Source organism: Citrobacter sp. R-1.5.2 (genome assembly GCF_035064245.1).
Classification (GTDB): Bacteria; Pseudomonadota; Gammaproteobacteria; order Enterobacterales; family Enterobacteriaceae; genus Citrobacter.
On the sequence record NZ_JASEYC010000002.1, the window covers coordinates 279,107 to 301,504 of the forward strand.

General features: G+C 52.0%; 14 protein-coding genes, 1 tRNA gene and 1 pseudogene. 7 read left to right on the forward strand and 9 right to left on the reverse strand.

Annotated elements, in window-relative coordinates:
• The first annotated feature begins 107 nt into the window (after positions 1 to 107).
• From QMN38_RS26960 to QMN38_RS05335, 3 genes and pseudogenes are all read left to right on the forward strand, one after another.
• A complete protein-coding gene (locus tag QMN38_RS26960) occupies positions 108 to 7,199 on the forward strand; it encodes a hemagglutinin repeat-containing protein (RefSeq protein WP_416348256.1) in 7,092 nt (2,363 codons plus the stop codon).
• On the forward strand, positions 7,196 to 7,441 hold the full coding sequence (locus QMN38_RS05330; protein WP_267455941.1) for a hypothetical protein: 246 nt from the start codon (positions 7,196 to 7,198) through the stop codon (positions 7,439 to 7,441). The genes QMN38_RS26960 and QMN38_RS05330 overlap by 4 nt, the downstream gene beginning before the upstream one ends.
• Before the next feature lie 250 nt (positions 7,442 to 7,691).
• Positions 7,692 to 8,069 (forward strand): annotated as a pseudogene (locus tag QMN38_RS05335) (transposase); the annotation flags it as partial.
• A 368-nt stretch (positions 8,070 to 8,437) separates the two neighbouring features.
• Here the strand turns inward: QMN38_RS05335 and QMN38_RS05340 are convergent.
• The 3 genes from QMN38_RS05340 to QMN38_RS05350 all read right to left on the reverse strand — a co-directional run bounded on the left by QMN38_RS05340 (position 8,438) and on the right by QMN38_RS05350 (position 10,609).
• Positions 8,438 to 8,514: transfer RNA gene (locus tag QMN38_RS05340), tRNA-Pro, on the reverse strand.
• A 75-nt stretch (positions 8,515 to 8,589) separates the two neighbouring features.
• Positions 8,590 to 10,350, reverse strand: a complete 1,761-nt coding sequence (gene yejM / locus QMN38_RS05345; protein ID WP_271440093.1) for an LPS biosynthesis-modulating metalloenzyme YejM — start codon at positions 10,348 to 10,350, stop codon at positions 8,590 to 8,592.
• Positions 10,351 to 10,381: 31 nt separating this feature from the next.
• Positions 10,382 to 10,609, reverse strand: a complete 228-nt coding sequence (locus QMN38_RS05350) for a YejL family protein (RefSeq protein WP_003027506.1) — start codon at positions 10,607 to 10,609, stop codon at positions 10,382 to 10,384.
• A 134-nt stretch (positions 10,610 to 10,743) separates the two neighbouring features.
• On the opposite strand from QMN38_RS05350, the gene yejK reads away from it, so the two are divergent.
• Complete coding sequence (yejK, locus tag QMN38_RS05355) at positions 10,744 to 11,751, forward strand: nucleoid-associated protein YejK (protein ID WP_271440092.1); 1,008 nt, start codon at positions 10,744 to 10,746, stop codon at positions 11,749 to 11,751.
• Positions 11,752 to 11,870: 119 nt separating this feature from the next.
• Here the strand turns inward: yejK and rplY are convergent, their stop codons facing one another.
• Both rplY and radD read right to left on the reverse strand, forming a co-directional pair.
• Complete coding sequence (gene rplY / locus QMN38_RS05360) at positions 11,871 to 12,155, reverse strand: 50S ribosomal protein L25 (protein ID WP_137384097.1); 285 nt, start codon at positions 12,153 to 12,155, stop codon at positions 11,871 to 11,873.
• A 124-nt stretch (positions 12,156 to 12,279) separates the two neighbouring features.
• The gene (radD, locus tag QMN38_RS05365) at positions 12,280 to 14,040 is read right to left on the reverse strand and encodes a DNA repair helicase RadD (protein WP_323604654.1); all 1,761 of its coding nucleotides are present in this window, start codon (positions 14,038 to 14,040) and stop codon (positions 12,280 to 12,282) included.
• A gap of 151 nt (positions 14,041 to 14,191) precedes the next feature.
• Here radD and rsuA point away from each other — a divergent pair, with 151 nt between their 5' ends.
• The 3 genes from rsuA to QMN38_RS05380 all read left to right on the forward strand — a co-directional run bounded on the left by rsuA (position 14,192) and on the right by QMN38_RS05380 (position 16,783).
• Complete coding sequence (rsuA, locus tag QMN38_RS05370; RefSeq protein WP_137384095.1) at positions 14,192 to 14,899, forward strand: 16S rRNA pseudouridine(516) synthase RsuA; 708 nt, start codon at positions 14,192 to 14,194, stop codon at positions 14,897 to 14,899.
• Between the two features lie 15 nt (positions 14,900 to 14,914).
• Positions 14,915 to 16,105 (forward strand): Bcr/CflA family multidrug efflux MFS transporter, encoded by a 1,191-nt coding sequence (locus tag QMN38_RS05375; protein WP_271440090.1) that lies wholly within the window; start codon positions 14,915 to 14,917, stop codon positions 16,103 to 16,105.
• Between the two features lie 333 nt (positions 16,106 to 16,438).
• The gene (locus QMN38_RS05380; protein WP_137384093.1) at positions 16,439 to 16,783 is read left to right on the forward strand and encodes a YejG family protein; all 345 of its coding nucleotides are present in this window, start codon (positions 16,439 to 16,441) and stop codon (positions 16,781 to 16,783) included.
• A 3-nt stretch (positions 16,784 to 16,786) separates the two neighbouring features.
• On the opposite strand, the gene yejF is transcribed toward QMN38_RS05380, so the two are convergent.
• Genes yejF through QMN38_RS05400 form a run of 4 tightly spaced genes read right to left on the reverse strand, consistent with a single transcriptional unit; the run spans position 16,787 to position 22,312 of the window.
• Positions 16,787 to 18,376: a microcin C ABC transporter ATP-binding protein YejF gene (yejF, locus tag QMN38_RS05385; protein ID WP_323604655.1), complete on the reverse strand. Its 1,590-nt coding sequence runs from the start codon at positions 18,374 to 18,376 to the stop codon at positions 16,787 to 16,789.
• 1 nt (position 18,377) lies between these two features.
• The gene (locus tag QMN38_RS05390; RefSeq protein WP_323604656.1) at positions 18,378 to 19,403 is read right to left on the reverse strand and encodes an ABC transporter permease; all 1,026 of its coding nucleotides are present in this window, start codon (positions 19,401 to 19,403) and stop codon (positions 18,378 to 18,380) included.
• Complete coding sequence (locus QMN38_RS05395) at positions 19,403 to 20,497, reverse strand: microcin C ABC transporter permease YejB (protein WP_323604657.1); 1,095 nt, start codon at positions 20,495 to 20,497, stop codon at positions 19,403 to 19,405. The genes QMN38_RS05390 and QMN38_RS05395 overlap by 1 nt, the downstream gene beginning before the upstream one ends.
• Positions 20,498 to 22,312, reverse strand: a complete 1,815-nt coding sequence (locus QMN38_RS05400; protein ID WP_323604658.1) for an extracellular solute-binding protein — start codon at positions 22,310 to 22,312, stop codon at positions 20,498 to 20,500.
• Positions 22,313 to 22,398: the final 86 nt, after the last annotated feature.

The following is a 22,398-nucleotide window of genomic DNA, read 5'->3' on the forward strand; positions in this document are numbered from 1 at the left end:
ATCTTACGCTGAAGGGGACAACCCTCGATAACAGTGCGGCAATTAGCGGCGTAAATGCGCTCACGCTTGCCATGAACGGCGCGGTCAGGCAGCAGAAAGCGGGCAGTATGCTGAGCGGCGGCGCGTTGGATCTGACTGCGGCGTCAGTCACCAACGAGGGCAAAATTCAGGGTGCGACGCTGGGCATGACGTCCGGCACATTGACCAACAGCGGACGCCTACAAGGGGATAATGGCGCAACACTGTCGCTGAGCGGCGATTTGATAAACCAGGCCTCCGGGGAGATTGTCAGCCGTCAGGAGCTGACGCTTTCTACGCCAGTGCTGTCCAACTACGGTTTAATGCAGGGCGGTGGAGAGACCCATCTTAACGCCACAACTCGCGCGCTCAATGACGGTAAACTGCTTTCCGGCGCGGGAATGACGCTGACCACGCCGCAGTATTCCGGCGCAGGCTGGTTACAAGCGACAAACCTCATTCTGAATGCGGCAACGGCCACCAATGGCGGGAACTGGCTGGCCGACAGCGCCACGCTTACCGGTAACAATTTTACCAACCAGGGAACGACACAGGCCGGTCAACTGGCAGTGAAATACACGCAGGTGACGAATAACGGTACGCTGTTGGGCAACTCGCAACTGAGTGTTAATGCCAGTCAGGTTAATCAGAATGCGGCAGGCAAACTGTTCAGCGGTGGCGATCTGACCGTTGAAAGCCACGGGCTGGATGCGTTGGGGCAGGTGGTTGCGCTGGGTAATCTGACGCTGAAACTGGTGAATGGCTTTACTGCGCAAAGCGCGTTTGCCGCGGGTAAAACGCTGACCATGACCAGCGAAGGTGCTATCGACAACCGTAGCGTGCTTCAAGGGCAGTCGCTCAACCTGACGGCGGGCGGGCAGCTCAGCAATAACGGGCAAATCACAACGGGCAATGGTGCGAGCCACCTCAGCGGCAGCAACGTGGCGCTCAATGCCGCCGGAACGTTACAGGGCGGTGGCGATATTACGCTGACCAGTCGCGGTAATATTTCAGTCGATGGTTTCACCGGCACGCGTGGTTCTCTGACGCTCAATGCGGCTGGCGCTATCGTTAATACGGCGCTGTTGTACGCGGCAAATAATCTGGCGCTTTATGCCAACACCATTACCAACCAGCGCGGCGATATCCTCGCAGGCAACAATCTGTGGATGCAGCGAGATGCGGCGGGAAATGCCAACAGCGAAGTGGTCAACACCTCCGGCAATATCGAAACCCAGAATGGTGATATCACCATCAAAACCGGGCATCTGCTAAACCAGCGGGATGGGTTGACTTTCAGTCAGAGAAAACAGGAATTTTCTAATGCATTACCTTCGGGACCATTTTTATTTCCAATCACGATTGGTGATGGTAAGAAAAAGCCGGATGTTGCGCTTAGTCTGCAGGAATGGCTGAAATCACCTGAAAATATTATCTGGAGCTATTGGGGAGAAAGTTGTGCCGGAAATAGTCAGATCTGCCACGATAGCTATAAGTATCTTTTAGTTGGGAATGATATTCGTCGTTTTATATTAAGTGAATCAATAGTTGAAGCGAATGCTACGGGGGATGCCGCACGTATTGCCTCAGGTAGGGATATTGTTATCAACGCTACAATAATGGATAACCGTGCAAGCCATATTCTTTCGGACAGAGAGGCAATACTGAGAGGAGATTCGTTGAATAATCTTTCTGCCGAAGCCGGGCATGAAATCGTTTATCAAGAGGCTGAATACCGGTGTGAGTGGTTCTCTGATAATTGCAATTTAACCCCTGAGAGACTTAAGGGCTATCCCAGATACGGTAAATGGTATCAGTCCACTGATACTTACGGAGGACTGGTTATACCCAATAAAGATGGCTTCGAATACATAGGGGTTCCGTATGTTTTAGGGGAAATTAAAAAGGAGTTTACAGCTGATAGTGAGTCATACCGCTCAGTGATTAGTGCGGGTGGGAATATTACAGCGAATTTCACTAATGACATTAGTAATACCAGCATCACGGCGAACAGTGGAGTTGGCACCACTATTTCTGTGCCAACCCTCAACACTCTCAGCAACCAAACCCTCAGTAATGGGGTGCAAAAGCAGGCGCTGGCAGGCAATGACACGGTGAGCGTCAGTTCCCCACCGTGGAACGATCGACTGCATGACGCATTGCAGCAGATTAACGGCGGCGGCACGCTGGAAAGCGGTGGCGTATCAGACGCCACGCTCAGCTCTGTTTCTACCACGCAGAAAGGTGATGCCAGCCTCGGCCAACTGAATGGCCTGATTAACCCAGGCGAGAAGGGCGTGAATACCGCCGGGCAAAATCAGGGCAAAACGGTGGATACCAGCGTGTATCCGTTGCCTTCCGGAAAGAACGGTTATTTCGTCGTCTCCGACGATCCGAAAAGCCCGTACCTGATCAACGTCAACCCGAAACTGAATGGCCTTGGTCAACTCGATCCCAGCCTGTTTGGTGATTTGAATGCCATGCTGGGTATCAAACCGGGCGAAGCGCCGCGTGAAACTAACGTTGCGTATACCGATCAAAACCAGTTTCTGGGATCGGCCTATATGCTCGATCGTCTCAAACTGAACCCGGAATATGACTACCGTTTCCTCGGTGATGCGGCGTTCGATACCCGCTATGTCAGTAACGCCATGCTGAATAAGACGGGAAGTCGTTACATCAACGGTATAGGTTCTGATCTTGACCAGATGCGTTATCTGATGGACAGCGCTGCCAGTACCCAGCAGTCGCTGGGGCTGAAATTTGGGGTGGCCCTGACGGCCGATCAGATAGCGAACCTTGAGCACAGCATGCTGTGGTGGGAAGCCGCGACCGTCAACGGTGAGACGGTCATGATACCGAAGCTATATCTCTCGCCAAAAGATATCACGGTGAACAACGGTAGCGTCATTGCCGGGAATAATGTTCAGCTTACCAGCGGGAATATCACCAACGCTGGCAGTACGCTGCTGGCGAGAAACGATCTCACTCTCGACAGTCAGAACAGCATCAACAACCTTAACAATAGTCTGATGCAGGCCGGGGGCAACCTTGCGCTGAGTGCGATTGGCGATATCAATAACGTCAGCTCCGCCATTAGCGGAAAAACGGTGACGCTGGAAAGTCTGGGCGGCGACATCAATAACCTGACGCTGGCGGAACAGATTGATGTGAGTGCCAGGGATAAATACCGCAATGTGAGCTTTAAAGATACGCTGCTGGGGTCTGTGGCATCCATTACCGCACAGGACGGATTGTCGCTCTCGGCAGGCAAGGATATCACCGTCACTGGCGCGAATCTCTCTGCGGGTGGCTCATTGCTGATGGATGCGTGGGGAGATATTGCGGTAAATGCCAACCAGATTAACGATGCCCGGAGCCACTCTGGACGCTGGATAACAGAGACGGGGCGTTCGTCAGTGGACTGGCAGGGTAGCACCATTAACGCGGGCGGTAACCTCGGTATCAATGCCGGGAATAACCTCAACGTCACCGCCAGCAATGTTAACGCGGGAGGGAATGCTCAGCTTACAGCGGTTAACGATCTCAATCTGAATGCGGCCACCACTCAGCAGAATAGCCGTAACGGCGGCAGTGAATCGCACAGCACCGGGCTTTCCCGTACCACCGTCTCAGCGGGTGACAATCTGGTGTTGAAAGCGGGTCAGGATATTAATTCTCACGCGGCCGGGCTGGCAGCGGAAAATGATGTGGGTCTGCTGGCCGGGCGTGATGTCAACCTGCTGGCTGAAGCAACAACCGACGGCGACAGCTATCGTGCGAAGAAGAAAACCGTGGTCAATGACGCCGTACGCCAGCAGGGGACGGAAATTGCCAGCGGCGGCGACACCGTCATTATTGCCGGGCGCGATGTGAGTGCGCAGGCAGCGGATGTTACGGCGCAGGGCGATATCGGCGTCACGGCAGGCCGGGATGTGAATCTCACGACCGCCACAGAGAGCGATTATCACTACCAGGAAACCACGAAAACCAAAAAAGGATTCCTCAGTAAAAAGACTACCCATACGATTGAAGAAGACAGCGCTACGCGGGAAAAAGGTGCGCTGCTGAGCGGGGACAATGTGACTGTCGCCGCCGGGAATAACATTCTGGTACAGGGTTCAGCCGTTGCCGGTGACGGCAATGTGGCGCTGGGGGCTGACAACAATGTGGATATCGTTGCCGCCACCAATACGGATACCTCATGGCGCTTTAAAGAGACGAAAAAGAGCGGGCTGATGGGGTCGGGCGGGATCGGCTTCACCATCGGTAGCAGTAAAACGACGCACGATCTGCGCGAAAAAGGCACCACTCAAAGCGAGAGCTTCAGTACGGTCGGTTCTACGGGGGGCAACGTCAGTATCACCGCAGGCCAGCAGGCACATATCGGCGGCGCGGATATCATCGCCCAGAAAGATATTGCTGTTCGCGGCGATAGTGTACTTATTGAACCGGGACACGACAAACGCACCCGTGATGAGAAGTTTGAGCAGAAAACCAGCGGACTGACGGTGGCGTTGTCAGGGGCTGTGGGCAGTGCGGTGAACAGCGCGGTTTCAGCAGCGCAGGATGCGAAAGATGAGAGTGACGATCGTCTTGCGGCTCTGAAGGCAACGAAAGCGGCGCTTTCCGGCGTGCAGGCTGCGCAGGGGGTTGCAGTTGCTCAGGCCGGTGGCGATCCGAATAACGGTATAGGCGTCAGCATTTCTCTGACTTCCCAGAAATCAAAGTCTGAGCAGCATGCCCGGAGTGATACTGTGGCAGGCAGCACCCTGAATGCAGGCAACAATCTGGCTATTACGGCGACGGGTAAAGGTCAGAGCGGGAACAGCGGCGATATTCTGATCGGCGGCAGCCAGATAAAGGCGGGTGGGGACACCACGCTTGCAGCAGCGAATGATATCGTACTGAGCGGTGCGGCAAACACTCAACAGACAACCGGGAAAAATAGCAGCAGCGGCGGCGGTGTAGGGGTCAGCATTGGCGGAGGAACCAATGGCTATGGTATCAGCGTCTTCGCCAACGTGAATGCGGCAAAAGGACATGAGAAGGGTAACGGCACGGCGTGGACGGAGACCACGCTGGACAGCGGAGGCATAGTATCGATGAGCAGTGGTCGCGATGCCCTTCTGAATGGCGCGCAGGTCAGCGGCGATAAAGTGGTCGCGGATATTGGTCGAGACCTGTGGATGAGCAGCCAGCAGGACAGCAACGACTACAAATCGAAGCAGAACAGCGTAGCGGCAGGCGGCAGTTTTACCTTCGGTAGCATGACCGGTTCGGGCTATATCAGCGCCAGCCAGGACAAGATGAAAAGCACTTATGACTCGGTTCAGGAGCAGACAGGGCTTTTTGCGGGCGATGGCGGATTTGATGTGGCGGTGGGACGTCACACGCAACTGGACGGTGCGGTAATCGCTTCGACGGCAACGGGGGACAAAAACAGCCTGGATACCGGAACGCTGGGTTTCAGGGACATTCATAACGAAGCGGACTTTAAGGTCAGTCATTCAGGCGTCAGCCTGAGCGGCGGCGGTTCTTTTGGCGGCGACACGTTCAAAGGCAATATGCCGGGTGGAATGATTTCAGCGGGTGGCAACAGCGGGCATGCGGAAGGAACTACGCAGGCGGCGGTAGCGGTAGGAACAATTACGGTTCGTGATACAGCGAACCAGCAGCAGGATATATCCGGTCTGAGCCGTGATACAGAACATGCGAACGACAGCATCAGCCCGATTTTTGACAAAGAGAAAGAGCAGAAGCGGCTGCAGACGGTAAGTCTCATCAGTGATATTGGCGGTCAGGCAGCGGATATTGCCAGAACACAGGGAGAGATAAATGCGCTGAAAGAGGCGCGCAAGGACAATCCGAATCTGCCTGCGGATAAGCTGAAAGATACGCCGAAGTATAAGGAAGAACTGGCGAAGTATGGCACGGGCAGCGATATTCAGCGGGGGATTCAGGCGGCAACGGCGGCGCTTCAGGGGCTGGCTGGTGGTGATATGGGGGCCGCGCTGGCGGGGGCGTCAGCACCGGAGCTAGCGCATCTACTTAAATCGACAGAGGGCAATACTGCGGTAAATGTTATTGCCCACGCGATACTGGGCGGTGCAGTGGCGGCGATGCAGGGAAACAGCGCGGCAGCGGGCGCAGCGGGTGCGGCAACGGGTGAACTTGCGGCCCGGGCGATTGCAGGTATGCTGTATCCTGATGTGACTGATCTGTCGCAACTGAGTGAGGATCAGAAGCAGACCATCAGCACGCTGGCAACGATATCAGCAGGGATGGCCGGTGGTCTGTCGGGTGACAGTACGGCGTCGGCGGCTGCCGGGGCGCAGGCCGGGAAAAATGCGGTTGAGAATAATTTCCTGAGCAGTACCTCCTCGGAAAAACGTGATGCTTTGGCAGAGAAAGTCTTAAAAGGCGATAAATCCCTGCAAACTGCGAAAGAGTTTTTACAACTTGAGAATGCCGATAAACGTAGCGATGCACTGGTTGCTAAGTTCAATAAAGAACCAGCGGAATTGAGCACGGCAGAGCGAACCGAGTTGGTAAGTTATTTGAAGATATATGCATCTGACATGCAGGCAAAATATGGTGAGGCAGTAACTAAAGAGCTGATCGCAGGAATGCTGACTGGGCAGGATTATATGAAGTCAGCGCCACAGACAGAGGCGCAGCAGAAAGCACAAACCATCATGAATACCTGGGGTTATCATAAATCCAACACCAGTATTGGAGACCCGGTATTGTTATTTGGTAGCAGTGTCCTTGGCACCACAATAAAAGAAGGTATGGTGCTTAATGCGGCAATCGGTGTGGGCGTGAATACGACCGTACAACTTAGCGGGAATGATCCTTTCAGCTATGTTGATGCAATTCTCGCCGGTGTGACAGCTGCCGCGACTACAGGTAAAAGTTGGCAGGCATCAGCAGCGATCAATATGGGAGGTGCTGCGATTGGCAGTGTGATTAAAGGGGAAGATCCGACTAACTCTGTGATAAGCACTGGCTTTGGTAGTGCGGCTGGTAGTTTAGGGGGAAAATATGTTGATTCATTGTCTCCGGTAACTGATCAAGTGACAAAGGATATTATTGGTGCAGTTACAGGTTCGACTGCTTCTGAACTTACAGGAAAAGCTGTAAAAGATGAGTTAGACAAGCGGGAGAAGAAGCAATGAATCTCTTCAACAAGGTTGGTATCTTTTGGCTTCTTTTCCTGGTTGTGTACTGTACTGCCTTAATTTCTGTTGTTCTTTTCATATGTCAACTAGGAGTGTCAACAATTTTCTTCATCAAGGATGGGGCATTCCTTTTTTCATGGGAAGAGGCACTATATATCGCATTGAAAAAAGGGAGCATCGCAGGAGTAGTATTAGGTGCTGGAGTATGGTTGAAAAATAAATTGCATAAACGTCGTTGAGAATAACTTCCTGAGTGTATCGGATAAGACAGAGCTTGAGCTGATGAAAGAGACACTCCAGAATGGTTTTGTTGAATAAGTCGAACTTTTGCTGAGTTGAAGGATCAGATCACGCATTCCCTGACAACGCAGGCAGTCCCGTGGCAAAGCAGAAGTTCAGAATCACCCACTGGCACACCTATAGCTCTAATCAACCGTGGCTGCATGATTTTCTGACCTTGCCATCACTACCGTTCTGGTGATGAAACGCGTATTCCGGCAGACCCTCCGGAAAATCAGGTCGGCCGCTGCCGATGGCGCTTACGATACCCGGTTATGTCACGATGAACTGCCCGTAAGATAATCCGCGCCCTCATTCCTCCCCGGAAGGGAGCGGGTTACAGGCCTGGTGAGTATGAGGACCGCAATCGCGCCGTTGCTAATCAGCGGCTGAGTAGAAGCAATGCATTGTGGAAATGGACAACGGAATATAACCGTCGCGCTACAGCGGAAACAGCTATGTATTAGATAAAGCAGCTGTTCGAAGGTTCACTGACACTGCGTGACTACGATGGTCAGGTTGCAGAGGCTACGTGCGCTGAACAACATGGCGAAGGCAGGTATGCCAGAAAGCGTGCGTATTGCCTGAAAATCCAGCCAGCTACAGGGACGTTCGCACAGAATCTTATTTATTCAACAAAGCCTGGTGTAGCAGGTAGTTTAGGGGGAAAAGTTGTTGATTCATTGTCTCCGGTAACGGATCAAGTAACAAAGGATGTTATTAGTGCCGTTACAGGTTCTACTGCTTCCGAACTTACAGGACAAGCTGTAAAAGATGAGTTAGACAAGCGGGAGAAAAAGCAATGAATTTGTTCCGAAGGTTAGCATTCCTTGGCTTCTTTTTTTGGGTTGCGTACTGTGCACCGGGGTTTTTCCCCGATAATTCCCCATTGCTTTCCCGTACAGAAAACAGGCATAAAAAAACCAACCACAAGGGTTGGTTTTTTTGGGAATTTTTGGTCGGCACGAGAGGATTTGAACCTCCGACCCCTGACACCCCATGACAGTGCGCTACCAGGCTGCGCTACGTGCCGACACTTATGGCTGCTAATACTACTGCTTTCCACCACGAATGCAAGAGGATGGACTGCTAACTGATTTATAATTAATCAGTTAGCGATAAATCGTTTCTCATCCGTCAGCACTTGCAGCAGCAAACTCAGCTGCGGTTTCTGATCTTTAATTTTCTCGCCGCGTAAATTATAGGTCTGGTAATTACCGTTGTTATTAAGCACCAGCGTCATCTCTGGTGTGGTAATGGCCATTGTGCTGCTGTCAGCTGCCGTGACCCAGTAATGGCGGCGTGTTGCATTAAACAAATCCTGACCCTGTGAGTACTCGCTTGCTGGGGTACTGACGTGGAGCAGACGCTGCATCAGCGTTGTCATCAGGTCAGTATGATCGGTCAGGCTATTAATACGCTGCGCCGGTGTTCCCGGCCAGTGAATAACCAGAGGCACCTGTAGATGGCCACGCGACCAGGCGAAGTTATTCTCTTCCTGCGTCAGCGGCACGCCCCGGCCTGCGGTAATAATGACCACCGTATTGTTCAGTTTCCCGGAATCACGCAGTGCGCTGAGTATACGGTTGATGTTTGCATCCACATCTTGCGCCGCGCTGGCGTAGCGTTTGGCAAAATTCTTCTGGTTGCTGTCATCAAGGTTCGTTCCGTTAAAGGAAACCCATGAGAACCAACGGTTATCATCTTGCGCATAGCGACCCAGCCAGTTGATCCACTGGCTTGCAGTTTGTTGATCAGATTGCGTTTGCACGTTTGGCATCGAAAAGTCGGACAGCAATGCCTGGCGATACAGTGGGCTAGTGAAGCCATCAGAGGAGAACAATCCTAACTGATAACCTTGTTGATTCAGCGCAGAGATTAGCGCGGCAGGCGTTCGTGTCGACAAAATGCCGTCCATGTAGCTTGGAGATACGCCATAAAACAGGCCAAAAATCCCGTTGTCTGCGGTATTTCCCGAACTCATGTGACGCGTAAAGGAGATATTCTGCCCGGCAAATTCAGCCAGAGCAGGCATCTGCTGTTCAAAGCGCGAGTAATTCAGACCGTCAACGGTGATCAGCAGGACATTCTGACCCGTTCCCATATCACGGTAACGCAGCTCACTGAGCGGATACTGGACTGAGACTGCTTCCGGATTACCCTGTTCAATCAGGCGGCGCTGATACTCTTGTGCATCCAATAGACCATGTTTTTCCAGAAACTTACGTGCGGTCATAGGATAGGAAAGTGGCAGGTTTGCACGTTGCATGGTAATCGGGCGATAGAAGTTGGCATCAGCCCAGATATACACCACATGTGAGGCGATAAATGAAACGAAAAAGAATGCTGCTAACGGTTTGGCAAAATGGCGGCGACGCGTCAGGCTGCGCAGTTTCTGCCAGCTCCAGGTTGCAAACAGCATTTCGATTAGCAGAATGATTGGCACGCTGATAAACATCAACTGCCAGTCTCGGGCCGCTTCATTCTGGTCAGGGTTAATGACCAGCTCCCAAACTATGGGGTTGAGATGCAGGTGGAAGCGTGTGAACACTTCGCTGTCAATCAACAACAGCGTCATACCTGCTGTCGCCAGAATGGCTGATAAGAATCGCATCAGCCTCTGGGACATGACGATGAACGTCAGAGGAAACAGGATTAGCAGATAGGTGGCAAACACCAGGAAGCTAAAATGCCCGACAACGCTCAGGTAAGAATAAACACGTCCTGCAAGCGTTGTCGGCCAGTCGGCGACAAACAGGTAACGGCTACCGAGTACCATGGCCAACAACATGTTGAACAGGGCAAACCAGTGCCCCCAGCTAACCATCTGGGAGACTTTCTCACGGTAGCGCTGATGATGAGTTACCATAAACTGTTGTTCGTTTCCCCGGAGCAGGCTCTTAGTGCGCTTGGTCGTCGTTTACCGAAGACTGCAATGCGCGTGCAAAAGAGTTCGCAATCGCCTGGCGCTGGGCCGGTGCGATGCTTGTATTGATAAGGTTAGTCACCATATTTCCCAAAACCATCAGGGAAAGATCGGTTGGTGCCTTATGTTTTTCCAGTACGTTGAGCATCTCATTTAGTAATTGTTCAACGTGTTCGTCACTATAGCGGGAAATTTGTGGCATAAATCGAAATCAGTCTGTTCATGAAAGGGCAACATATTACCGTAGAGACAGTTTTTTTTCTGCTTTTTTATCTTCTATTGCGTCACTGCCCGGCAGGTGGTTGAATACCGCCCGGTCTAAAAGGAGAGTTTATCATGAGTCTGGATATCAACCAGATTGCCCTGCACCAGCTTATCAAACGTGACGAGCAGAATCTTGAGCTGGTCTTGCGCGATTCATTACTGGAACCGACAGCGACGGTTGTCGAGATGATGGCTGAGTTGCACCGGGTGTATAGCGCCAAGAATAAAGCCTATGGCCTCTTTAGCGAAGAGAGCGAGCTGGCGCAAACGCTGCGCTTACAGCGCCAGGGTGAAGAGGATTTTCTGGCTTTTAGTCGTGCTGCGACGGGACGTCTGCGCGACGAACTGGCGAAATATCCTTTTGCCGACGGTGGTGTCGTACTGTTCTGCCATTATCGCTATCTGGCGGTAGAGTATCTTCTGGTCGCGGTGCTGAATAATTTAAGCAGCATGCGCGTCAATGAAAATCTGGATATCAATCCGACACACTATCTGGATATCAATCATGCGGACATCGTCGCGCGTATTGATTTAACCGAGTGGGAAACCAACCCGGAGTCCACGCGCTACCTGACGTTCCTGAAAGGGCGGGTCGGGCGTAAAGTTGCCGATTTCTTTATGGATTTCCTCGGTGCCAGCGAAGGTCTGAATGCCAAAGCGCAAAACCGTGGCCTGCTGCAGGCCGTGGACGACTTTACCGCTGAGGCGCAGCTCGATAAGACTGAGCGTCAGAACGTGCGCCAGCAGGTCTACAGTTACTGTAACGAGCAGTTGCAGGCAGGTGAAGAGATCGAACTGGAGTCGCTATCCAAAGAGCTTTCCGGCGTCAGTGAAGTCAGCTTTAGTGAGTTTACCGCGGATAAAGGGTATGAGCTGGAAGAAAGCTTCCCGGCAGATCGCAGTACGCTGCGTCAGTTAACGAAATTTGCCGGAAGCGGCGGTGGATTGACGATTAACTTCGATGCCATGCTATTGGGCGAGCGTATTTTCTGGGACCCGGCGACAGACACGTTGACCATTAAAGGTACGCCGCCGAACCTGCGTGACCAACTGCAGCGTCGCACATCAGGCGGGAAATAGAGCCATTTGCCGGATAAGCGAGTTAACGCCTATCCGGCCTGCGTGATTCCTCTTTACCGCCAACAAAACCCCATAAAAAAACCCCGCCAGGGCGGGGTTTTTCTTCAACTTGTTGGCGATTACGCGCGAACGAAGTCGATGTGAGACAGCTTCGGCTTGAACGGGTGACGCTGTACAGCCTGAGCTTTAACTTTAACTTCTTTACCGTCAACAACGAGGGTCAGAACTTCGCTGTAAAATTCAGCTTTAGCTTGCATGTTCATAACTGCATCGTGATCCAGTTCGATAGCAACCGGGGCTTCTGCGCCACCGTAGATGATTGCCGGGAACTTGTTAGCGGCACGCAGGCGGCGGCTCGCACCCTTACCCTGCTCTTTACGTACTTCAGCGTTGATAGTAAACATTTAAATCTCTCTTTAATAATTCCTGCTACAGGCGACCCAGCAACAGGTAAGTGATCTGCTTTGCGTATGCAAAAGCGGGCGAGATTCTATACTCAAACGGCGGGTACATCAATCAAAAGTACGATTAACCGCGTAATTCATGTGCCCGCCGGAAACGACCTTCATAGTCGAAGACCTTTTCACGTACCTGCCAGTACTGGCCTTTCATGCGTGCCACCACAAAATCAGGATGTCGCAGCAGGGCCTGTTGGGCGAGGATATCGGCGGCGGTTATCCAGCGTAAGGGCACGCCGGGGGTACGGGTATGTGGGCGAATAAACAGCTGTTCAAAGGCCGTTCGCTGCGCGGGCGTGTGTAAGCGAAAACGCTCGCTGACGTCGGCACCATCTTCATCGTAATAGGTGATTTTCAGCCATTCACCTTTTTCATCCTGGCCGTTTTGTAACACCATGCCGCTACAGCGCAGAACCAGTGCATCTTTGAGTCTGAGCGCGGCTTTCAGCATATCATCCGGATCGACCAGTACCGTATCGCACTCGCGACAGCGGCGAGCGGCAATATCATTTTCCGCATTACACTGCGGACAGTTTTTAAAACGAAAGCGGAAATCGCACTGCTCGCGATGACCGTCATCATCTTCAAACCATCCCTGGCAGCGACGGCCAAAGTGTTCGATCAGTGTGCCATCAGCGGTTGTTTTCCCCCAGAACGTGTTAGCAAATCCGCAGGCAGGGCAGAATACCTGCACCGGAACGTTGTCACTTTTCCCTTTGGGCGCACCCACTTCCGGGGCGTACAGATCGTGCGGATTCCCGGCGTAATCAAGGATTAGACAGTCCGTTTTCCCCGGAGCCAGGCGCAACCCGCGTCCAACGATTTGTTGGTACAAGCTGACCGACTCGGTTGGACGCAGGATGGCTATCAGATCAACATGTGGGGCGTCAAATCCGGTGGTTAAGACCGCAACGTTAACCAGATAGCGAAAGCGCTGTGATTTGAAGTCTTCGATTAATACATCACGTTCCGATCCCGGTGTCTCTCCGGTGATAAGCGCCGCATCATCAGCAGGGAGCAGGCCGACAATCTCTTTGGCGTGCTCAACGGTAGCGGCGAAAATCATTACCCCTTTGCGCGTCTGAGCAAACTCAATAATCTGACTGATGATATGCGGTGTTATTCGTTGTTGTTTTTTCAGCTCCCGATTAAGGTCTGCTTCACTGAACAGGCCATTACTCTGCGCCTGCAGGCGACTGAAATCATATTGTACGACCGGCATATCGAGGCGTTCCGGCGGCGTCAGATAACCGTGCTTTATCATGTAGCGCAGCGGCAATTCATAAATGCAGTCGCGAAATAACGCTTTTTCATCGCCGCGTACCATACCGTGATAATGGAAATGATAAATCCAGCCTTTGCCCAGGCGAAAAGGCGTGGCGGTGAGCCCGAGCAGGCGTAGATGAGGATTTACGTTTGTCAGGTGTGTCAGGATCTGTTGATACTGGCTCTCTTCATCATCACCAATGCGATGGCATTCATCGACGATGAGCAGGGAGAATTCTCCCTGGAAGGCGTCCAGATTACGTGCCACCGACTGAACGCTGCCAAAAACCACTTTCCCGTGGCTCTCTTTGCGCTTTAACCCGGCGGCAAAGATATCGGCTTCCAACCCCAGAGCGCAGTACTTGGCATGATTCTGCGCAACCAGCTCTTTGACATGTGCCAGCACCAATACGCGCCCACGCGCAACCCGCGCCAGTTCAGCAATCACCAGGCTTTTGCCTGCACCTGTGGGGAGGACGATAACTGCCGGCGTGCGGTGATGACGAAAATGGTTGAGCGTGGCATCCACGGCTTCTTTTTGGTAAGGACGAAGAGTAAAAATCATGGGCTCACAATATGTAACAGTCTCGCGTATAGTATGCCACGAATCTTTTTCCCTTGAGGGAAGTTGTTAGCTCGTTATACTGAGCGGAAAACGGCTCCACTTTTCGGGCATAACGCCCGATTTCCGTATTGTTACAGGCAAAATCACACTCATGCGACTTGATAAATTTATCGCTCAGCAACTCGGCGTCAGCCGCGCTATTGCCGGGCGTGAGATCCGTGGTAACCGTGTTACCGTCGACGGCGAAATCGTCAGAAATAGCGCCTTTAAGCTGCTGCCAGAACATGACGTTGAATATGACGGCAATTCTTTGGTTCAACAGACGGGTCCACGCTATTTTATGCTGAATAAGCCTCAGGGCTATGTTTGCTCCACGGATGATCCGGATCACCCGACAGTGCTCTATTTTCTCGATGAACCTGTCGCGCACAAACTGCATGCGGCAGGACGTCTGGATATCGACACCACCGGACTGGTGTTAATGACCGACGACGGTCAGTGGTCGCATCGCATTACCTCTCCGCGTCACCATTGTGAGAAGACTTATCGGGTGACGCTGGAATCACCGGTGGCAGACGATACCGCTGAGCAGTTTGCCCGTGGTGTGCAATTGCATAACGAGAAAGATCTGACGAAGCCGGCAGTGCTGGAAGTGATCACGCCGACTCAGGTACGTTTGACCATCAGTGAAGGGCGCTATCATCAGGTTAAACGCATGTTTGCCGCTGTCGGGAATCACGTTGTGGAACTGCATCGTGAACGCATCGGTGCCATCAAGCTTGATGAGGATCTGGAGCCCGGTGAATACCGTCCATTGACCGAAGAAGAAATCGCCAGCGTTAACTTAACCCCGCGTTAATATCAGGAGCTAAATGTGACCACCCGGCAGAACTCTTCAATTGCCATTGTTTTTATCCTTGGCTTGTTGGCCATGTTGATGCCGTTGTCGATCGATATGTATCTTCCGGCGCTGCCGGTGATCTCTGCTCAATTTGGCGTACCGGCGGGCAGCGCGCAAATGACCCTCAGTACCTATATTCTGGGGTTCGCGGTGGGGCAGTTGATCTATGGGCCGATGGCCGACAGCATCGGGCGTAAACCGGTGATACTGGGAGGGACCCTGGTGTTTGCGGCGGCAGCGGTCGCCTGTGCGTTGGCGCAAACTATCGATCAGTTGATCACTATGCGTTTCTTCCACGGTCTGGCGGCCGCGGCGGCAAGCGTGGTCATCAATGCCCTGATGCGCGACATCTATCCGAAGGAAGAATTCTCGCGCATGATGTCATTTGTCATGCTGGTGACGACGATTGCACCACTGATGGCACCTATTGTGGGCGGTTGGGTGCTGGTATGGCTGAGTTGGCACTATATCTTCTGGATCCTCGCTGTGGCGGCGATTCTGGCCTCGGTGATGATCTTTACGCTGATCAAAGAGACCTTGCCCGTTGAGCGCCGTCAGCCGTTTCGCTTGCGTACTACTCTGGGCAACTTTGCCTCGCTGTTTCGCCACAAGCGCGTCCTGAGTTACATGCTGGCCAGTGGGTTTAGCTTTGCAGGGATGTTTTCTTTCCTGAGTGCAGGCCCCTTTGTCTACATTGAAATCAACCATGTTTCACCACAGCACTTCGGTTATTACTTTGCACTGAACATCGTTTTCCTGTTTGTGATGACAATCATTAACAGTCGCTTTGTTCGTCGGGTTGGTGCACTAAATATGTTCCGTACCGGGCTGTGGATCCAGTTTGTGATGGCGGGCTGGATGGTATTCAGCGCACTGTTCGGCGTTGGATTCTGGGCTCTGGTTGTCGGTGTTGCGGCGTTTGTAGGTTGCGTGTCGATGGTGTCATCAAATGCGATGGCGGTCATTCTGGATGAGTTTCCGCACATGGCCGGGACAGCCTCATCGTTGGCGGGGACGTTTCGTTTTGGTATCGGCGCTGTTGTTGGCGCGCTCTTGTCACTGGCGACCTTTAACTCAGCCTGGCCAATGATTTGGTCGATTGCGTTTTGCGCCACCAGCTCAATTCTCTTCTATCTCTACGCCAGTCGCAGCAAAAAACGGTGATCTAATACACAACCTGGGGGCTATAACGCCTCCGGAGTTGATGCATATCAACCGCAAATCCATCATTCCCCCCAGTAATGTTTATTTTATGTAAAATCAATTTATGTAAAAAGTCACATCATTGTAGTTAAAAAGGTTGAGTTAGATCGCAGAAACGCGTACATATAGCGCGGAAACATGCCGTACCCATTGAATAAATTTAAATACGGGGTTCGGAAAGCGGCTTAAGGACAGGGTGTAAACGTTTACCAACTGTCTAAAGACGTATTGTCAATGATGTGTTAATATTGATGTAAAATAATTGTGAAGTGACTGTGCTTCCAGGGAAAGAAAGTGATGACATTACAACTCTCAATCGTTCATCGTCTGCCGCAGTGCTATCGTTGGTCGGTGGGTTTCGCAGGCTCAAAAGTTGAACCGATTCCGCAAAACGGCCAAAGTACAGAAAACAGCCTGGTAGCGCTAAAATTACTCAGTCCCGATGGCGACAGTGCGTGGTCGGTCATGCATAAACTCAGTCAGGCGCTTAGCGATATTGAAGTTCCTTGTTCCGTACTGGAATGTGAAGGGGAACCGTGCCTGTTTGTGAATCGCCAGGATGAGTTTGCCGCGACCTGCAGGCTGAAAAATTTCGGCGTGGCCATCGCAGAACCTTTTTCAAATAACAATCCATTTTGAGCGTCAGCTTAGCGCGAGCAGCTGACGCGTATAGGCCTGTTGTGGCGCGTTAAATACGTGCTCGCATTGCCCCTGTTCCACGACTTCTCCCTGCCGCAACACAATAACCTGATGGCATAACGCACGTACGACATGCAAATCATGGCTGATAAAGATATAGGCCAGACGATGCTTTTCCTGTAAGGACTTTAACAGTGTGAGGATTTGCGCCTGCACGGTTCTGTCGAGCGAGGATGTCGGCTCATCCAGAATGATCAGTGAGGGTTTGAGAATCAATGCCCTGGCAATGGCTATGCGTTGGCGTTGACCACCGGAAAACTCTGCAGGATAACGATGGCGGGTTTCGCTATCGAGTCCGACTTCAGCCATCACGGCTTTTACCTGCGCTTCACGCTGTTCAGCGGAAAGCGTTGGCTGGTGAACGCGCAATCCCTCTTCAATAATTTGTAATACGCTCAAACGCGGATTCAGTGACGAGTTAGGGTCCTGAAAGACAACCTGAATGCGGTGACGTACTGGCAACAGTTGGCGACGATTTAAGGTATGCAGCGCCAGACCATCGAACACAATACTGCCTTGCGATGTGATTAATCGCAGCAGCGCCAAACCAGTGGTACTTTTCCCGGATCCTGATTCGCCCACCAGCCCCAGCGTTTCACCGGGCCTGAGGGCAAAACTGACGTTGTTAACCACCACGTTATGATCCACCACGCGCTTGAGGATACCCTTACGTACAGGAAAGGCGACGCTGAGCCCATTCACTTCCAGTAATGGTGGTTGTCCGGCGGGTAAAGGGACTGGATCGCCGGAGGGTTCGCTATTTAACAGTTTCTGCGTGTAGGTATGGGTTGGTGCAGCAAGCAGTGGCTCGGCACGGTTTTGTTCAACGCATTGACCGTTCTGCATGACGGCAATGGAATCGGCCAGCTTTCTTACGATGCTAAGATTATGAGTGATGAACAGCAATCCCATGTTCAGCTCACGCTGCAATTCTCGCAGCAGTTGCAGAATTTGCGCCTGCACAGAGACATCCAGCGCAGTTGTGGGTTCGTCGGCAATCAACAGCTCCGGGCGGGTTAACAGCGCCATAGCAATCATTACGCGCTGGCGCTCACCGCCGGAAAGCTGGTGCGGATAATCTGTAAGGCGTTTTGCTGCATGGCGAATGCCTACACGATCCAGACAGGTCAGAATTTCTGCCCGTGCGGCTTCCCGACGCATTCCCCTATGCAACGACAGGACTTCATAGAGCTGTTTTTCAAGGTTATGCAATGGGTTTAACGATACCATTGGCTCCTGGAAAATCATGGCGATTTTATTTCCCCGTACACCGCGAAGTGTCTGCTCGTTAGCGTGAAGTAATGATTCACCGTGAAAGCGGATATCACCGGAGAGGTACACCGCAGGCGGCGTGGGCAACAGACGCAACACCGAAAGCGCGGTGACGCTCTTACCTGAACCAGATTCACCCACCAGCGCCAGTGTTTGCCCGGCATCAACGCGCAAAGAGAGTGTGTTGACTACAGTGCGTACGGTATCTTGTTGACGAAAACCGACGGATAAATTCTCAATGGCTAACAGAGGTTGTGTCATCTTAAATCGCCTTATTGGGATCAAATGCGTCGCGTACCGCTTCACCAATAAAAATCAGTAGCGATAATAAGAGGGCAACGGAGACAAACGCGGTGATCCCAAGCCACGGGGCCTGAAGGTTATTTTTACCCTGCAACAGCAATTCTCCTAGTGATGGAGAGCCGAGCGGTAATCCGAACCCGAGAAAATCCAGCGAGGTGAGCGTGGTGATTGAGGCGCATAAAATAAACGGTAAAAAGGTCAGGGCGGCAACCATCGCATTCGGCAACATATGACGCAAAATAATACTGCGATCGCTAACCCCGAGCGCTTGCGCTGCGCGAATGTAATCAAAGTTTCGGGTGCGCAGAAATTCCGCACGTACCACGCCAACCAGGCTCATCCAGCCAAACAGCACGGTGATAGCTAATAGCCACCAGAAGTTAGGCTGAACGACGCTGGAGAGCAAAATAATCAGAAACAGCGTTGGCATACCGGACCACACTTCGATGAACCGTTGTCCCCACAGGTCTACCTTACCGCCGTAATATCCCTGTAGTGCGCCGGCCATCACCCCCATAACGCTGGAACACAGGGTCAGCATCAAGCCAAACAGAATTGAGATGCGGGTGCCGTAAAGAATACGCGCCAGCACGTCACCACCATTTGCGTCAGTACCCAGCCAGTTTTGCGCCGAGGGCGGAGAGGGGAAGGGCTTATCGGTGGCAAAGTTGATGCTGGTAGCGCCGAACCGGATGGGGGCCCATAGTATCCAACCCTGGCTCTCCAGACGGTGTTGCAGCCACGGATCCTGGTAATCAGCCTTTGTTGCTAATGGACCGCCGAAATCGCTCTCACTGTAGTTTTTAACCAGAGGGAAATACCAGCTGCCGTCATAGCGTACCAACAGCGGCTTATCATTCGCGATCAGCTCGGAACACATGCTCAGGCCAAACAACACCAAAAAAATCCATAATGACCAGTAACCACGGCGGTTATGACGAAAACGCGCCCAGCGGGCCTGATTGACGGGGCTTAATCGCGACATTAGCGTCCCTCGAAATCAATACGAGGATCGACCAACGTATAGCTGATATCACTGAGGATATTGAGCAACAGGCCGATCAGGGTGAAGATGTAGAGTGTGCCGAACATCACCGGGTAGTCGCGCGATACGGTAGATTCATATCCCAGTAATCCCAGACCATTAAGCGAAAACATCACTTCGATCAGCAGCGAACCGGTGAAAAACATGCTGATAAATGTGGCGGGAAATCCTGCGATTACCAGCAACATGGCATTGCGGAACACATGCTTCCATAGAATATTTTTCTCACTAACGCCTTTGGCACGCGCAGTAACGACATATTGCTTACGTACCTCATCCAGAAATGAGTTTTTAGTCAGCATGGTCAGCGCGGCGAACCCACCCACCACGGTTGCCAGCACCGGCAGGGTAATGTGCCACAGATAATCGGTAATTTTTTGATACCAGGGCAGGGCGTCAAAATTAGCGGACACCAGTCCACGTAGCGGGAACAGGTCGTAATAGCTGCCCCCGGCAAAAAAGACGATCAGCAAAATCGCGAACAGGAATGCGGGGATGGCGTAGCCGATAATAATGAAAGCACTGCTCCAGACGTCAAAACGACTACCGTTGTGGACCGCTTTGCGGATACCAAGTGGAATCGACACCAGATAGATGATGAGTGTACTCCAGAGCCCCAAAGTCACGGACACCGGCAGGCTGTCTTTGATTAGCGTAAGAACAGAGGCGCTGCGAAACAGACTGTCGCCAAAATCAAAACGGATATAGTCGCAGAGCATCTTGAAATAGCGTTCATGGATGGGTTTATCGAATCCGTAGCGACGGGTTATTTCCGCAATAACCTCCGGGTCAAGGCCCCGGCCGCCACGGTAGTTACTGTCGCTGATATTCCCAACACCGGTTTGCGCGTGGCTGGCACGCACACCTTCACTGCCCGCACCGGGCAACGCACCGCTTTGTCCGAACTCAATGGCGGCGACAGCCTGCTCAACAGGACCGCCAGGTGCAATCTGTACGATAAAAAAGTTGATAGTAATGATGGCCCAGAGCGTGGGGATCACCAGCAGCAGACGTCGAATCAGATAAGCGCCCATTTACTCTCCCTGTCGTCTGGCTGCGGGAAGTTTCGCCGCTTTGTTGACGTCATACCACCAGTTGTCGATGCCAATGGTATAAATCGGGCGGATAGCCGGATGCGAAAACTTATCCCACCAGGCTATACGATCCTCTGCCATATACCACATCGGCAACATGTAGTAGTTCCAGGTTAATACCCGGTCCAGTGCCCGCCCCAACGGGATCAGTTTGGCTTTATTCCCTTGTGCGGCAATGATCTGGCTAATCAGTTTATCAATGACCGGGCTTTGCACACCGGGCGCGTTATAGCTGGAATCTATATATTCAGAGGCCCAGAGAATTTGCAGGTCTGAGCTTGGCCACGGCATTGCGCGATAGAGCCTGGGCATCATGTCATAGTCACGGCTGCGCAAACGGTTAGTGATTTGCGAGTTATCGACCTGGCGGATATTCATCGTAATACCTAACCGCTGTAGGTTATGCTGGAATGGCAATACCCACTGGCTGTTGCTGCCTGCCGGGAGTAATAACTCGAAGGTCAGCGGTTTACCGCTGGTGCTATTTATCCGTTGTTGCCCTTTCAGTATCCATCCCGCCTGTTGGAGTAACGTATCGGCTTTCAACAGGTTTTCACGATCGTAGCCATCGCCTTTCGACATCGGCGGTTGATAGATTTGACTGAAAACTTCCGGTGGCAGATCTTTTTTCATTGGCGCAAGGATCACCAGTTCATCCGCATCGGGATAACTTCTGGCTGCATACTCGGTGTTCTGGAAATAACTGTTTGTCCGACTCCAGGCATTATAAAACAGGGCCTTATTCATCCATTCAAAATCGAAGGCCAGCGTAATCGCTTCCCGTACTCGTCGGTCACTAAACATTGGACGTTGAATATTAAAGGCTAACCATCGTGTGTCCTGTGCGGACTCATTCTTTTGTTCGTCTTTGACAATGTAATGATTCGCGAAATTCTTACCGGTATAACGGGTTGCCCAATTTTTTGCATCGTTTTCAAGTCGCAGGTCGAATGCTCCAGCCTTAAACGCTTCAAAAGCGACGTTATCATCTAAATAGTAATCGTAGCGGATGGTATCAAAGTTCCAGCGCCCGCGATTGACGGGCAGGTTTGCCGCCCAATAATCTTTAACGCGCGAATAAACAATGTACTGTCCCATTTTCCATTGACTGATGCGATAAGGGCCGCTGGCAAGTGGTGGAGATGACAAGGGGTCGCTGAGCTTGTGATCTTTCCAGTACTTTTCGGGCATAACGGGTAAGGAAAACAGGCTGAGCATATCCTCTTTGCCCGGTTTGGCGAGTTCAATTCGCACTGTTAACGGGGCAATTGCCTTTACCGTTGTTCCTTTGTAGACCAAACGAAACTGCGGTACGCCTTCGGTCATAAATTTATGGAAGGTGAATTCGACATCGCGTGCGGTAATGGGGGAACCATCGTGGAAACGGGCCCGCGGATTAATCGCGATTTCTACCCATGAGTAATCATCGGCGTAACGCGCTCTGTCAGCGATGAGCGGGTAGTAGCTGCCGGGTTCATCATCCGAGGTGGTAAACAGTGTATCGTAGAGCGTTTCGGTGCGTGCGCCAGGGTTGCCGCGCATCGAGTAGCGGTTGAAGTTGTCAAAGGTACCAATGGAGGAGAGGGTGAGCTGCCCGCCTTTGGGGGCCGCAGGGTTAACATAATCAAAGTGATTAAAATTAAATGCGTACTTGGGTTCGCCCAACACGGCAAAGGCGTAGCTTTCTTTGATGGATTGGGCATGAACGCTAAACCCGATAAGGGTGATAAACAGAAGCAGTACGCGAGGCATCATATCACAGAGGTTTCCTTGTCCTGCCACAACCCGACAGGCCTCTTGCCTGAGAAATAGCGGTTGGGGTGGCGAGCGAAAATATATGA

Excerpts from the sequence above, each read along its gene's own strand:
- QMN38_RS26960 (WP_416348256.1), top strand. The coding sequence starts at position 108 with ATGCTGAGCGGCGGCGCGTTGGATCTGACTGCGGCGTCAGTCACCAAC.
- QMN38_RS05330 (WP_267455941.1), top strand. The coding sequence starts at position 7,196 with ATGAATCTCTTCAACAAGGTTGGTATCTTTTGGCTTCTTTTCCTGGTT.
- yejM (WP_271440093.1), bottom strand. The coding sequence starts at position 10,350 with ATGGTAACTCATCATCAGCGCTACCGTGAGAAAGTCTCCCAGATGGTT.
- QMN38_RS05350 (WP_003027506.1), bottom strand. The coding sequence starts at position 10,609 with ATGCCACAAATTTCCCGCTATAGTGACGAACACGTTGAACAATTACTA.
- yejK (WP_271440092.1), top strand. The coding sequence starts at position 10,744 with ATGAGTCTGGATATCAACCAGATTGCCCTGCACCAGCTTATCAAACGT.
- rplY (WP_137384097.1), bottom strand. The coding sequence starts at position 12,155 with ATGTTTACTATCAACGCTGAAGTACGTAAAGAGCAGGGTAAGGGTGCG.
- radD (WP_323604654.1), bottom strand. The coding sequence starts at position 14,040 with ATGATTTTTACTCTTCGTCCTTACCAAAAAGAAGCCGTGGATGCCACG.
- rsuA (WP_137384095.1), top strand. The coding sequence starts at position 14,192 with ATGCGACTTGATAAATTTATCGCTCAGCAACTCGGCGTCAGCCGCGCT.
- yejF (WP_323604655.1), bottom strand. The coding sequence starts at position 18,376 with ATGACACAACCTCTGTTAGCCATTGAGAATTTATCCGTCGGTTTTCGT.
- QMN38_RS05390 (WP_323604656.1), bottom strand. The coding sequence starts at position 19,403 with ATGTCGCGATTAAGCCCCGTCAATCAGGCCCGCTGGGCGCGTTTTCGT.
- QMN38_RS05395 (WP_323604657.1), bottom strand. The coding sequence starts at position 20,497 with ATGGGCGCTTATCTGATTCGACGTCTGCTGCTGGTGATCCCCACGCTC.
- QMN38_RS05400 (WP_323604658.1), bottom strand. The coding sequence starts at position 22,312 with ATGATGCCTCGCGTACTGCTTCTGTTTATCACCCTTATCGGGTTTAGC.